General features: G+C 60.7%; 4 protein-coding genes. 3 read left to right on the top strand and 1 reads right to left on the bottom strand.

Translation table 11 applies throughout. The annotated features are described in order from the left end of the window. Positions 1–6: 6 nt before the first annotated feature. Positions 7–801 (top strand): sugar phosphate isomerase/epimerase, encoded by a 795-nt coding sequence (locus tag KF841_13310; GenBank protein MBX3396335.1) that lies wholly within the window; start codon positions 7–9, stop codon positions 799–801. A gap of 448 nt (positions 802–1,249) precedes the next feature. Here KF841_13310 and KF841_13305 read toward each other — a convergent pair whose 3' ends face one another. Further along, positions 1,250–4,342 (bottom strand): matrixin family metalloprotease, encoded by a 3,093-nt coding sequence (locus KF841_13305; GenBank protein ID MBX3396334.1) that lies wholly within the window; start codon positions 4,340–4,342, stop codon positions 1,250–1,252. Between the two features lie 315 nt (positions 4,343–4,657). Between KF841_13305 and mfd the strand changes: the two genes are divergently transcribed. Together mfd and KF841_13295 are read left to right on the top strand one after the other, a co-directional pair. Then, a complete protein-coding gene (mfd, locus tag KF841_13300; protein MBX3396333.1) occupies positions 4,658–8,161 on the top strand; it encodes a transcription-repair coupling factor in 3,504 nt (1,167 codons plus the stop codon). Between the two features lie 453 nt (positions 8,162–8,614). Further along, entirely contained in the window at positions 8,615–13,882 is a 5,268-nt protein-coding gene (locus tag KF841_13295) for a hypothetical protein (GenBank protein MBX3396332.1), read from the top strand. Positions 13,883–14,092 lie beyond the last annotated feature (210 nt).

Here is a 14,092-nt window from a genome sequence, read left to right as displayed (position 1 = left end):
ACATCCATGGAACTCTCAATCAGCGTTGATGATCTCAGGATGGAACTTCGACCGGCACTGGATGTCGTGCGTCAGATCGGCGTTCACTTCGTTGAGGTCGGCGCGATGCACGGGCCCATATCGCCCGAGGAATTGAGCAGGAGCGGAGAACGACACTTCTCACGGCACCTGGCCGACATCGGTTTGAATCTGCACTGCCTTCGCGGACCGACGGGCGGCGCCGGTTACGCAGACCGCAGCGCTGGCGACCGGCGTCTTGCTTCGCTGAAGCGTATCATCAACCTGGCATCCTCACTTCGCGTGTCGACGGTCTCGACGACAGTGGGAAGCGTCACGACCGATGCCGACGGCCGGGAAAAAGATCGCCTTCTTGAGGCGATTGTTCAAATGGCGGACATGGCGGATCGCTGCGGCGTCACGGTCGCAATCGACACCGCAGGCATCAGTGCGGCCGATCTGCGATCAATGCTGCAGACGGTAAACTGTCCGAATCTGACTGCCTGCTGCGATAGCGGCGGCATGCTCCTGCGAGGCGAGAATCCGCACCGCGTCGCGGACGTGCTTGCCGGTCGCATTCGCATTGCGCGGGCGCGCGACGCCGTCGCCGGCGATGCCGGCGCGCCTGGCCATGAGACCGCGCCCGGAGAAGGACAACTCGATCCGGCTGCATTTCTGGCAGCGCTCCACGAGGCCGGCGCACGCGGCCCGCTCATTCTCTCGCGGACGACAGGGGACCAGCGCATCCATGACATCGCCCTGGCGAAACGCAGGTTTGAGTCGCTGCTTTGCGCGGAAGGTTAACCGTCAAGCAAAGCAAATCACGTGAGGTAAGCCGGCAACGCGCGGCTCAAGCCCGGATGTTTTTCCTGAACTGAAGGGGAGTTAGGAGAGAACCGTGTGAAAACTTTAACGGACCGGAAGAGCCCCGGGGGGGGAAACAAAAAGAGCGACAGGCGTGCCAAGTTCAACCACGAGTGTTCGGGCCGGAGAGAGGAAGGATCGTGGTCAAACGTGGGCTGGCACGCCCATCGCTCTGTCTGTCCTCGGCAGATTATAGTCAACGACTGCCTTCGCGATGCTAAGAAAATTCCCTACTGCAATCGTTTCTTGATTCTGGGAACTGTGCGGAATCAGCCTTCACGCTGAATTCAGAATCAATCAATCTCGCAGATCGCACGCGCGGCCACATGCGACGGCCGGTCCTCGCTCGTCGGCCGCCGCATTGAACCAGTGCCTCCATCGCGGGATTTTACGCACCCGCAAGCAGCAGGGCGATCATCGCAGCGATGTCGTCATCATTGAGGACGCCAAGCGGTGCATCGAGGTCGGCACATTCGAAGGTCGAAGGCTCACCCAACATAGCCTCGACAAAACCTTGAATATCCGCGCCATCGATGAAGCCGTCGAAATTGAAATCACCTTTCGGCGATGCGCTGCCGACGGCTGCAGAGCCAGGCTCACCTTCGCCGCAGCCGTTCGATGCCGTCACCCAGTAGTAGTAGTCCAGTTGATGATCAGTCTGCCCGTCGCGGAAACTTGTTTCAGCGATGTTGGCGATGACGTCCGCGCCGTCAAAGTCGTCAAGCGTATTGCGGCGAACGACATATGAATCCGCGTCGATCATGGCGTTCCACGTGACTTCAATCGCGCCGCATATCGTATCGTTGGTGGCGTTGAGGCCTGACACAACTCCCGGCGGCGACAGCGTCGATCCCGTATCGGACGCACTGAAGTCGGAACACCCCGACGTATTGCACGCCTTGACCCAGTAATACAGGATCTGGCCTACCGGGGCAGTGGAGTCGACAAAACCCGTGCCCACCACACCTGATGCAAGCTGAGTGGCCAAATTGGGGTCATCGACGGTACCTCGATAGACCTGGTAATCGACGGCACCGGCTGAAGCATTCCAACCCAGCGTGATTTCGGTGCAGGCGGCGCCGTCTTCAGCGGTCACGCCTGTCGGCACATCCGGCGTTTCAATCGGATCTTCACAAATCGGACCGTCGGCGACGAAGGCATCAATCGCCGCCTCCACCACGTTCTGCGTGCCAATATCGTTCGCGGTGAACCTGATCCGCATCGTCTGCGAAGGGCTGACATCGACGCCGACCGTGATGGTGTCGGTACGCCATGCGTTGAGCGCAGTGGTGTAGTTGCGGACCGTGGCCCAGTTGGTGCCGGCACTGTCCGTCGCGATCTCGACTCGGAGCGAATCGCCGCCCTGGAGCAAACCGCCGGTGAAATCGTTGAGCCAGTAAGCATAGGAGATGACATCACCCTCGCCCATACTGAACGGTGGCGACGTAAGCGTGGTGGATCCGTCATCGACGTCGGAATTGCAGTTGTTGGGATCGTTGTCTGTCAGGTAGCACTGGCCGGAGCCATCGAAATCCGACGGTGGATCTCCTCGATTGCAATTCACGGGCACGCCGCGCTGCCACAGCCCGTCTCCGCCGTCGAGCACCGCGGTCCAGCCTTGATCGGACTCGAAGTTGTCAATCAGAGGAATCGGCCCGATCGTCGCGGTGTACGGAGCGGAAGCGCCGCCGGCCGGATTCGTCACCTGTCCGGCGGTGACGCCAGTCGCGGAAAGATAAAACTGGGGGGTCGCGCTGCAAGTCGGTGCGGGCAGCGTGGCAGAGTAGAGATTTCCGCCGAGCGAACCCAGCGGAACCGACTGATACGCACCGCCGTCATATCGATAGAAAAGCAACCTCGAGCCGGCGACCACCGAGTCGTTGCCCGGATCGATTTGAACATTGAACGACTTCGGCTCCCCTCCGATCAGCAGCGTCGGCGCCCCATTGGGCAGCGTGATCGACGGCGGTTGAAATACCGGAGCGCTGATCGAAAAATTCAGGCGATAGAGCTGGGTGGACGTGGGTGTGTTGCCTTCATAGACGCGGAAGAAGTAGCCGCCCGGCGACGTCAACTGAACATTCGTCAATGTCTCAGGCTGTCCGATCGGCGATGAGTTTCCGGTTGCAAGAACCGTGACACCATTCTGCCCGATCACATCGACATTCAGATCGGCGACCGAAAGCGAATCGAAGTTGTTTCCGCTGCAGCAGGAGCCGCTCTGTCCCGGGCAGGCCTGATCGCTGTCGTCGTAGGTCGTGCCGATCGGAGTGACGGTCACCGTGACGGAACATGCGGCATTAACCTCAAAGAAGAAGTAGTCCTGCTCACTATTGGCGTCAATGCTGAGCAACGAACCGAACGGCATGGACGGAAGCGGAACCGTTCCGACCGTCAAGCCGTTGCCGATCGTGAAGTCTCCGAGATCGGTAGCCTGAGCGGGATTGTTGTCCGGTTCGAAGGGATCACCGTAATGACGCTGCATATTGCGAACGTCATCGTGACGAGGTCCGTCATACGCGGTCGAGATGAACGGCTCCATCAGCTTGGACTGATTGATCGGACACACATGCAGTTGGCCGGTGCCGTGTCCGTGCTCGTGCGAGACGACGTTTCGCAGTTTGAGCGAGTTTCCCGATGTATCGTTATAGAAAGTGTCGAACGCATCCAAGACCATGTCGCCGTCGTTCGGGAAGTTGTTGTATGCCAGAACGTTGCCGTTTCCGTCAGGCAGGCCGCTCGAACTTGAGACAAACTGCTTGGCTCCGATGCGCACATCCGCGCGAACGCCAAGGACGCCGGGATTCTGATGCATGGCGACGCCATCGTCGTTGGGTTCGTACACATAGGTGACGCCGGATAGCTGTGACCACCGATTGAAGACGGAGTCGAAGATCGGCTTCCAGACCGCCTGACTTCCGTACCGGCCATTCAGCCACGCATTGAGTTGGTTTGGTCCGGCGGCGAAACCGACTCCGGACACGACGGGAATGTTCACGCCATCCGCGGGAAAGCCGTATGTAAGCGTGATCGGATTGCCTTGGGAACCGGTCGATCCGGATGCCGTCGTTGACCATCGGTTGGTCTGGTTGTAACGCCCCTCAAACTCATCAACGGCCGCAAAAGCCTCGACGACCTCGTCCGGCGTTCCGGGAGCGAAACACAGCATGGCCGGCGTCATGGCCGGCGGTTCGGAATAGTAAAGATCTCGAATGCGGGTCATCAGCAGGTCCTGCTGCACGGGCGTCAAGGAATCGATCAGATGCGGGAAAATGATGCTTTCCATTTTCTCAACATGGGCGGCCCGCTCCCTTTCCCATGAAGAATCCGATGCAGCCAATGTGCTGTTGACTTGGCATTGTGCTGACAGCGCAACCGGTTCTGCGTGCTTGGGCAACGCCAGCACAAGTCCGGCCACCGCAATGGCAAATACCGACAACGCGCCGAATGCTCGGCCGTACGACCGACTTGAAACCGCCATGATGTCTCCCGATGAGCGTCCGCCGCCGCCATGTCCGGACCATCCGGTCCGTTGCAACAGACGCGTGTTTTCGCCGGCTGTGCTGCTCGGCGACCCACTCAACCCACACCCTGATCATGCGTCGTGGCCGACGCACTTCGACCTGGATTCGCCCGAAGGACGAACAGAGCCTTGCTCGATAATAGCGTATTCCAATGTTCAAGTCGGCGCTTTTGGCGCGATTTTTCTTGCCGCCATGCTGATTTTTTCTGGACGGTCGCTCAACCGGTCCGACTTTTGTTGTCTTCGCACGGGCAAACGCCGATAATCCGCGATGTGAATTGGGGCGATCTGATCGTCCACGATCCTGCATTCAAAGCCCTAAACAGCCATCTGTCTTCATCGAAGACCCCGGCGGCTGCAAACGGGTTGTGGGGAAGTTCCGCGCCCATCCTGGCTACGTTGATCGCCGCGCAGCGAAACGCGCCCGTGCTTTACGTGTGCGCTCACGCTGAACAGGCCGACCACGCCCTGGACGACATGGAAGCCGCCGGCGGCCGCGGAATCGAGCTGTTTCCCGCATGGGAGACGCTGCCAAACGAGGGAAGCGGTGCGGGCGAAATTGGCGTCGAACGTGCCCGGCTATGCGATCTGCTGCGCCACGGAACCATATCCATCCTCATCGCGCCGATTCAGGCGCTGATGCAACCCGTGCCCGCACCAGGCAATCTCGACGCGAATACGCTGACACTCGTCAAAGGCGAGCAGCGAGATCCCGAATCGATTGCGCAGTGGCTCGTGGAGCGCGGGTTTGTCCGACTGGACCAGGTCGAACAGCCGGGCGATTTCGCGTTGCGCGGCGGCATTCTCGACATCTTCATTTCGGCCGATGCCGATCCGGTGCGTCTTGATTTCTTCGGGGACGAGATTGAATCCATCCGACAATTCGAGTCCGCAACGCAACGATCAATCCGCGAGCTGCCGATGACGCGGATTACGCGATCGCCGGCCCTCTCGACGTCCATGCACGAAGAAACGACGAGCCTGTGGAGCTATTTCTCGAACGAATGCCTCGTCGTCATCAATGAACCGCTCGAGGTTGCCGAAATCGCCAAGACCGTGTTCGACCGCCTCGGTTCTCCCATCGGGCATTACCCGTTCGAAGCCATCCTCCGAGGACTCCAGCCCCTGCGACAGCTTCAACTCAGCCGCTTTCCGACTGCCGGAGTACCGGATGGGGACACAGCCCGAATCGCCTGCGAGCCCCTGCCGCAATTTGAGTCCAAATCCACCGACGCCGTGCGCCAATTGCTGCTGCTGGCGGAGGAAATGCCGACGGTCGTTTATTGCGACAACCGGGGCGAGGAACAGCGGCTCCGCGAACTTATTGAGCAGGTCACCGCTGATGCGAATGTCGATCCGTCGACCGCACTCCGGATGGAGACGGCAATCGGGCTTGTTCACGAGGGATTCATCTGGCACGGCGAAGGAGAATACGGAAAACGCGTCGCGGTGGTTCCGCACCATCAGTTGTTCAGACGCTATTCGCAGGTTCGGCGCATCCGCAAGGCGACAGCCGGCCGCGCGATCGAGTCGTTTCTCGATCTGAACGAGGGCGACTACGTCGTTCACATCGTCCATGGCATCGCGAAATTTGTCGGCATGAAGACGATGCGCAAAGCCGACTCGAAGAAGAGCGAGGAGTTTCTCACACTGCGATTTGCCGAGGACTCGACGATCCATGTTCCGGTCACGCAGATCGACCTCGTGCAGAAGTACATCGGCGCCCGGGGCATGCGCCCAACGTTGTCGAAGCTCGGGGGTACACGCTGGCAATCGACAAAGGCGAAAGTCGAGGAATCGCTAAACGATCTTGCATCCGATCTCCTGCGAATTCAGGCCGAGCGACAATCGCAGCCCGGCGTGTCCTACCCGGACGACACGCATTGGCAGCGCGAGTTCGAGGACTCATTCCTCTACGCCGAAACTCCGGATCAACTCACTGCGTTGAGTGAAATCAAACAGGATCAGCGACGCAGCCGGCCGATGGACCGGCTGCTCTGCGGTGATGTCGGATTCGGCAAGACGGAACTTGCGATGCGCGCCGCCTTCAAGGTCGTTGAGTACGGCAGGCAGGTTGCCGTGCTCGTGCCGACCACCGTTCTGGCCGACCAGCACCATCGCACGTTTTGCGAGCGATTTGCCGACTATCCATTTCGTGTGGAATGCCTGAATCGCTTTCGATCTCCGAAGGAGCAGCGGAACATCATTGAATCCGCCAGGAAGGGGCAGGTGGACGTCCTCATCGGAACACACCGGATCCTGTCAAAAGACGTTCAATTCGCCGACCTGGGGCTCGCCATCGTTGACGAAGAACAACGCTTCGGCGTCGAACACAAGGAACGCCTCAAGCGTTTGCGCACGACTGTCGATGTCCTGACACTTTCGGCAACGCCGATTCCACGAACGCTGCATATGTCCATGGTGGGCTTGCGCGACATCAGCAGCCTGGCGACCCCGCCGATGGATCGCCGATCGATCGCGACGCGCGTGACACACTGGAATGACGAAATGATCCGGGAAGCCATCGCGCGCGAGCTGAATCGCGATGGGCAGGTCTATTTCGTGCATAATCGAGTTCAATCCATCCAGGCCGTCGCAGCACGTATCGCCACGCTCGCGCCGGATGCACGAATCATCGTCGGACATGGACAAATGGATGGTGACGAACTGGAGGCCGTGATGATGAAATTCATTCGTCACGAGGCGGACATTCTCGTCAGCACCACGATAATTGAAGCGGGACTTGATATTCCCAATGCGAACACCATGTTCATCGATCGCGCCGACATGTTCGGCCTCGCGGACCTGCATCAGCTTCGCGGCCGTGTCGGTCGCTACAAGCACCGCGCCTATTGCTATCTCCTGCTCAGTCCGAATCGACCGCTCACCGATACTGCCGCCCGCCGGTTGAAGGCGATTGAAGAATTCAGCGATCTTGGCGCCGGCTTTCGGATCGCCATGCGCGACCTGGAGATTCGCGGCGCCGGAAACATCCTCGGACCTGAGCAAAGCGGGAACATCGCCGCGGTGGGATATGAGCTTTATTGCCAGCTTCTGGAGAAACAAGTGAGGCAAATGCGCGGCGAGCCGCCGAATGAGCGCGTTGCGGTTCACCTCGAACTGGACCTGGAAGCGTATATCCCACGAGGTTACGTCGCGTCAGACCGCCAGCGCATGGACTGTTATCGCCGATTCTCGGCCTGCCGCACGCCCGAGGATGTGGACCAGCTTGAACGCGACCTGCGCGACGCCTACGGACCGTACCCGCAGACCGTGAGCACATTGATCGCGCTCGCCGAAATCCGGGTCCGCGCGAGTGAAGCGGGCATCGAGTCGATCATCAAGCGCGAGCCGGATTTGATTTTCAGACTCTCGGGCGAGGTCCGCAGACTCGATCCCTATTTCACAGGCGCCGCTGGTCGAGTCAGCTTTCCGGATGGAAAAACGCTCCATTGGCGTCTGCCAGAACACTATTTCCACGGTGAGACGCTGATTGCGGTGCTTCGGAATCTGCTCCGCCGTCAGCAGACGGAAACTGCCTCGACCGCCATCGACCCCAAGGCAGGTCCGAACACGACTCACCCCCGCAAACCGGCGCGTTCGGCAACCCATTCCGACCGGGAAGGGCCGATTCCTTCAAACGTAACCAGCCTTCCGAACGCTACCCCGGATCCGGTAGCTGCCGCCAGGCGCGGCGCGGGTCCGGTTCGTGCAACGCCCAATGCTTATCCATCGGACGCCCCGATCCACAAGAAGCGGCGCAAACGACGGGAATGAGCGCGCGTGGAAGTTTCGACGGCCTCGGAAATCGAGACGATGCAGGAAATCAAGGGACACTGGGTGCAGGCCGATAATGGAGCGATGGAAATTCGGCCCGCGTGACGGCGTTTCTGTTTGCGGCAGGCTAGGATTGCGGGGTCGGAGCGGGTATAGTCTTTATATCTCATGCCGAATGCGCCCGCCGAAAGGTCGACGGGACCCTCACCGAAGATTCGCCGGCGCGGGGAATTACCGAGCCTTCGTCCGCACCCAGGGGGATTCATCGAGCGGTCGTCCCGAGGATCAATCTTGCGACTGGCCGGCACAGAGTGGGCACGCCGAATTCACCGGGGAGCGACGGTTGGGCGAGGCATGAGACACAGTATGTATGGATGGGGGCATCACGAGGCTGCGTCCGACGCGAGCCCCGCTGGTACTTGATCGAACCCAGGATCGGAAGGAGTCATCCGCATGGCCGAAGGGCAACCGTGCGCGGACGCGCGGAAATATGCAGTTCTCATGCTCATGTTGGCCGCGCTGGCTGTCGGAGTGTTCACGCAGCGCACAGCCACCGTCGTCCTTGCGGATCCGGCCCCGCCCGGCAACTCCGAGCCGGCGCTGCAAGCGACTGGCGAAGCATCGTCGGTCGAGCAGCCGGGCCCCAAAGGCACCTCGTCAGCCGAATCGGCGATCGATGCGCCGACGACGAACGCCATTGATGCCGCGACTGCCTGGCACTTCCCATCGATGGCCGACCCTCGAGGCGGTTCGCCCACGACCCCCCTGTACGACAACGGCGCCCCGCTTGATGATTTTAACGACCCGTCTTCACAAGCCAGCCTCCAGATCGACGGCGCCACGACGTTCTGGCGTTTCATTGCCGCGGCAGCCGATGATTTTCGATTGCCGGATTCCGTTTCGAATCCGGGCGTCAATTATCGCATCACTACGGTCCGCGTTGCGTTCGATTTCTTCGGCTCAGGATCAGCGACGGCGAATCCACAGGCGAACTGGACCCAGGGGGTCTATGTTACGATTTATGCAAATTCTCCGCTGAATCAGCCATCTGGGGCACCCGCGCTTTCCGGCGGCAATGTCGTCTTCACCGGCACGGTGGTACATAGCTTGCTCGTTCCACAGCTGTCGCTCACGAACCAGATCGAAGTGAACACCGGTTGCCGAATCGTCCATCAGATTGACATTCCGGTCGATTTCGTGCTCTCCGCCGAGACGACATACTGGATCTCGGTCATGCCACGGTATCCGGCGCCGCCCCAATCTGCGTGGTGCTTCGCGAATCGAACATCGGGCAGCACCCTTCCCGGTCATCGCGGTGCGACCTTTGATCTGCCGTTCTGGACCGTGGTCGAGGGCAATTCGGCAACCGCCAGTTGCTCCGTCGGCGGCACTCCCGGCGCATACAAGGAGCTGTCATTCCAACTCTTCGGCGCTGAGGTCAGTACCGACATTGGCGCATGCTGCAACACGCTCACCGGCGCATGCGTTGATGTCGATCGCGTGATTGACCCGGTGGCGTGCACGGGGGTCGACGAATCATTCAACCCCGGAACGCTTTGTGATTTTCTGGTGCCGCGCTGCGATCAAGGCGCCTGCTGCTATACCGACGCCTTCAACGTGGATCAGTGCATTCTCGCCACCCAGGCGCAGTGCAACAGTCTCAATTCGCACGCGTTTCGACTTGGCGAAGTCTGCTCGCCCGCGATTGACTGCACCCGCCCCCCTGTAAACAACAACTGCGCGCAGAGCCTTCCGATAGGCGGAAGTGTCGTAGTGCAGCCTTTCAACTCCGCGAACGCCACAACCGATCCCGCCACACCGGCGCCTCCCGGCTGTGGACAGATTGCTCGCGATATCTGGTTCAACTACTCAGCGGGCTGCGACGGCACACTGGTTGTCACCACCATCGGCAGCTCATTTGACACCGTGATCGCACTTTACGGAAACGGCAGTTCGACCTGCCCACCCTGCCCCACCTCGAATACGGACTTCCTGGAGTGCAACGACGATAACCCGTTTGACCCCGGTGAAGACTACGCCATCATCGTTCGCCCCGTTGTCGTGGGAGAGTGCATCAAGATTCGAGTCGGCGGCAAGCCCGACGGCAGTCCCGACGGCGGCCCGGGCATTCTTCGCGTCTTCTGCGTGCCGCAGGGCCAGGGCGCTTGCTGCAACGCCGTCACCGGTGCCTGCACGATCGAATTTGAAGCCAATTGCACCCCGCCTGCGCGCTGGTTCGAGGGTCAGCCCTGCGAATCGCCGCTGACATGTCTGCACAACGATGCCTGCACCAATCCGGCCCCGCTGCCGAGCATCACACCGCTCACCCAAACCTTCAACACGGCGCGCGCCACCCGCACACCGGGAGGCCAGCCGACCGATTGCGGTTCAATTGAGCAGGACATCTGGTACGCCTTCGTCGTACCCTGCACCGGTGATCTGAAAATCACCACCACAGGCAGCAGCTACGACACATTCCTCGCTGTGTACGACTTCAGCGACGGCATCGTCTGCCCCGACCCCACACTCTGCAATGACCTGACAAATCGGGAGATCGCCTGCAACGATGATTTCGCACCTGACGACAACCTTGCACGCGTCCACCTTAACGGCGTCAGCGCCGGCGATTGTCTGATCATCCGTGTCGGCGGACATGACGACGGATTTGACAACAGCGGCGGCCCCGGCGTCCTGAATATCTACTGCATCCGTCCCAACGAAGGAGCATGCTGCTCGGCGGACGGCTCAACCTGCAATTTGGTCGAAGACGTGGATTGTCTGGCCCCGAACACCTTCCGTCTCGGACAGATCTGCGAGATCGATACGTGTCCGACGACGCCGGAGAACGACCTGTGTCTCGGCGCAATCGCGCTGAGCGGCAGCCCCGTCTCCGAGGCATTCGAGACGACGCTCGCGACGACCGACCCGAATGCCCCCATCACCGACTGTGGCGCGATTGTCCAGGACCTCTGGTATCAATATGTCGCCCCGTGCACCGGAACTCTCATCATCGACACCCTCGGCAGCAGCTTCGACACGTCAATCGCGGTCTATGGTCAGAACGGCGTGTGCCCGGCAGAGTGTCCGCTCAGTTCGCCCGACGGAGATTCCAGCGAGCGGGTATGCAGCAATGACGGCGTCGGGATCGGCTCGCTCTCGCGCGTCCTCGTCAGTGCCACGCAGGGCGATTGCTTTTTGATTCGAGTCGGCGGCAACGCGCTGAGCGGTGACGATTCATTCGGCAGCGGCGTGCTCAACATCGTGTGCACGACTGATACCATCGGCGCATGCTGTCATGCGGATCGAACCTGCGATGACACCGTGCTGATCGATGACTGCCTCGCCCAGGGCGATCAGTTCTTCTCGGGCGAAACGTGCAGTGAGGCGATCTGCCCGTCCTTCCCGCCGAACGACGAATGCGACGGCGCCATCACGATCACCGACGGTCAGACTCCGTTTGACACGACGACGGCATCGGACAGCCCCGCGCCGATTCCGCCTGCGCCGACATGCGAGCAGCCCACAAAAGACCTGTGGTATCGGTATGTGGCGCCCTGCACCGGTGTCGCGCATATCACCGTCTGCGGCTCCGTGGCATTCGACACTGTCATCGCCGTCTATGACGACTGCGAAGCATGTGGTGACGGTCAGACGCTGGCGGACTGCGACAACAACGGGTGCGGACCGAACGGAGCCAGCGATCTTTTCCTGTCGGTCAACGAAGCCCAGTGCTACCTGATTCGCATCGGCGGTGTTGCAGGCGCGTCGGGAACCGGCGTCCTCTCGATCAACTGCGGGCCGAACACCCAATGCTGTCCCGGCGATGTCAATTTAAACAGTGTCGTGGACCTGATCGACGTGCCCATCTTCGTCGGAATCCTCCTTGATCCGATTCCGCCGTCCGATCCGGCTTACTGCGCCGCCAACGTCAACGGCGACGCCGCGATCGATGGCCGGGATATTCAGACTTTCATTGACGTTCTGCTGAGTGGAGAATCCTGCGAGATTCTTGCACAAGGCGCCTGCTGCAACGGTCCATCGTGCATCGAAACGTCGCAATTGGCCTGCATCGCCTCGGGCGGAGAATATCAGGGCAACCTTACCGAATGCGCCTCAGGCGCATGTTCGACGCTCGCATTCGGCGCCTGCTGCCTGCCGAACGAAGTCTGCACGGAGTTTACGCTCGGAACCTGCACCGCGCAGGGAGGAGATTTCCAGGGCGACGGCTCTGTTTGCACTCCAGCCACCTGCACGCCGCCCCCGCCGCCGGTCACCTGTGATTTCGAATTCGTGGCGGAAGTCGAAGCGACCGATCCGAACTTCGATGCAATGGGCGAGAGCGCATCACTGAGTGGCTCGGCGTTCGTCGCCGGCGCCCGAACGCGCAATAGCACCTCCGGCTCGGCGTTTGTCTTCCGTGACAATGGCGGCGTGTGGACGCAAGAAAGCGAGTTGACCGCCTTTGACGCCACCGATGGGGCCAGCTTCGGAAAATCCGTCGCCATCGATGGCGATCGTATCATCGTTGGCGCGCCGGTCGCCCAGGCAAGCGGTACGCCGGTCGGCGCCGTCTACGAGTTCACCCGCGTCGGAGGCGTCTGGATCCCAGGCGCGAAGTACCTTGCATCAACATCCCAGGCAAGCCAATTGTTCGGCCAGTCCGTGTCGCTCGACGGGAACACGCTCTTTGTCGGCGCCATGCAGGATAACACCGGCGCGACCGGCGCCGGTGCCGCCTACGTCTTCGAGTATGACGGCGCAACCTGGCATGAGACACAAAAACTCACCCCGAGCGATCCGTCACCCTCGGCCCTGTTCGGTTCTTCGGTCGTCGTACGCGGTGATCTGGCGGTGGTCGGCGCCAGACTCGCTCGCACTGGACTCGTGCTGCACGGCGCAGCCTATATTTATGAGCGGGTCGGAGGCGTCTGGACCTTTTCCCAGAAGCTGACGGCTTCGGACCAGGTCAATAATTCGTTCTTCGGCTGGAGCGTCGACATCAGCGGTGAGACCATTGTCGTCGGCGCGTATCAGACCTTCAGCGGCGGATTTCAGTCTGGTGCGGCCTATGTCTTCGAACGCAGCGGCGGAACGTGGCAGCAATCGCAGAAGCTCGCACCGGCCACGCCAGTCGGCGGCGCGAACTTCGGATCGGCCGTTCGGATGATCGGAAGCTCGATTGCCATCGGCGCCCGAGGCGAGAACGCAGTGTACCTGTTTGTAAGACAGGACGGCTCCTGGCAGCAGCGCGAGCGAATCACGTCGCCAGGCGCTGAAACTGGAGACCGGCTCGGCAGCAGTGTGGATTGGAACGGGACCACGCTGATCGCCGGGGCCGAGTTCGGCGAAGTGAGCGCGACGAATACCGGCACGGTCCACATCTTTGACCTCGCGTGCAACGGCGCATGCTGCATCGGCGGATCCTGCAGTATGTTGCTTGCGGCAGACTGCGCCGCGGCAGGCGGAACCTTCCAGGGTGTCGGAGTTCAGTGCGCATCCCAATTGTGCGGGCAGGCGCCAGGTTGCTGCGTCGGCGATTTCACGTCAAACGGCCAGGTCGATTTGGGCGATGTGGCCCCCTTTGTGAATGCCGTCCTGACACCGCCCGACTCCGGACCGGCGGTTTGCCGAGCGGACGCCAATATCGACGGAACTGTTGATGGTCGCGATATCAGCGCATTCATGTCGGCCGTGCTGAATGTGCAATCCTGCCCGCCTTGACGGCGTCGCACCTGTCGCAACATTGATGTCGAGCCGAGGCCGGCTGTCGCTCCCGCGGACGACAGCCGGGCATGCGATGCCATCGCCATTTCCATGCATTTCGCCGTCAAAAAACGCCACTGCAATCCTGAACGTGCAACAATCGATCCGCGGGCATACAATACCCCGTTCGATTTCACGGAACGGCCGCGGGCACACACGGCCAGGGAA

The organism is Phycisphaerae bacterium (genome assembly GCA_019636475.1).
GTDB lineage: Bacteria > Planctomycetota > Phycisphaerae > UBA1845 > UTPLA1 > JADJRI01.
This window is presented reverse-complemented; position numbering and strand designations above follow the sequence as displayed.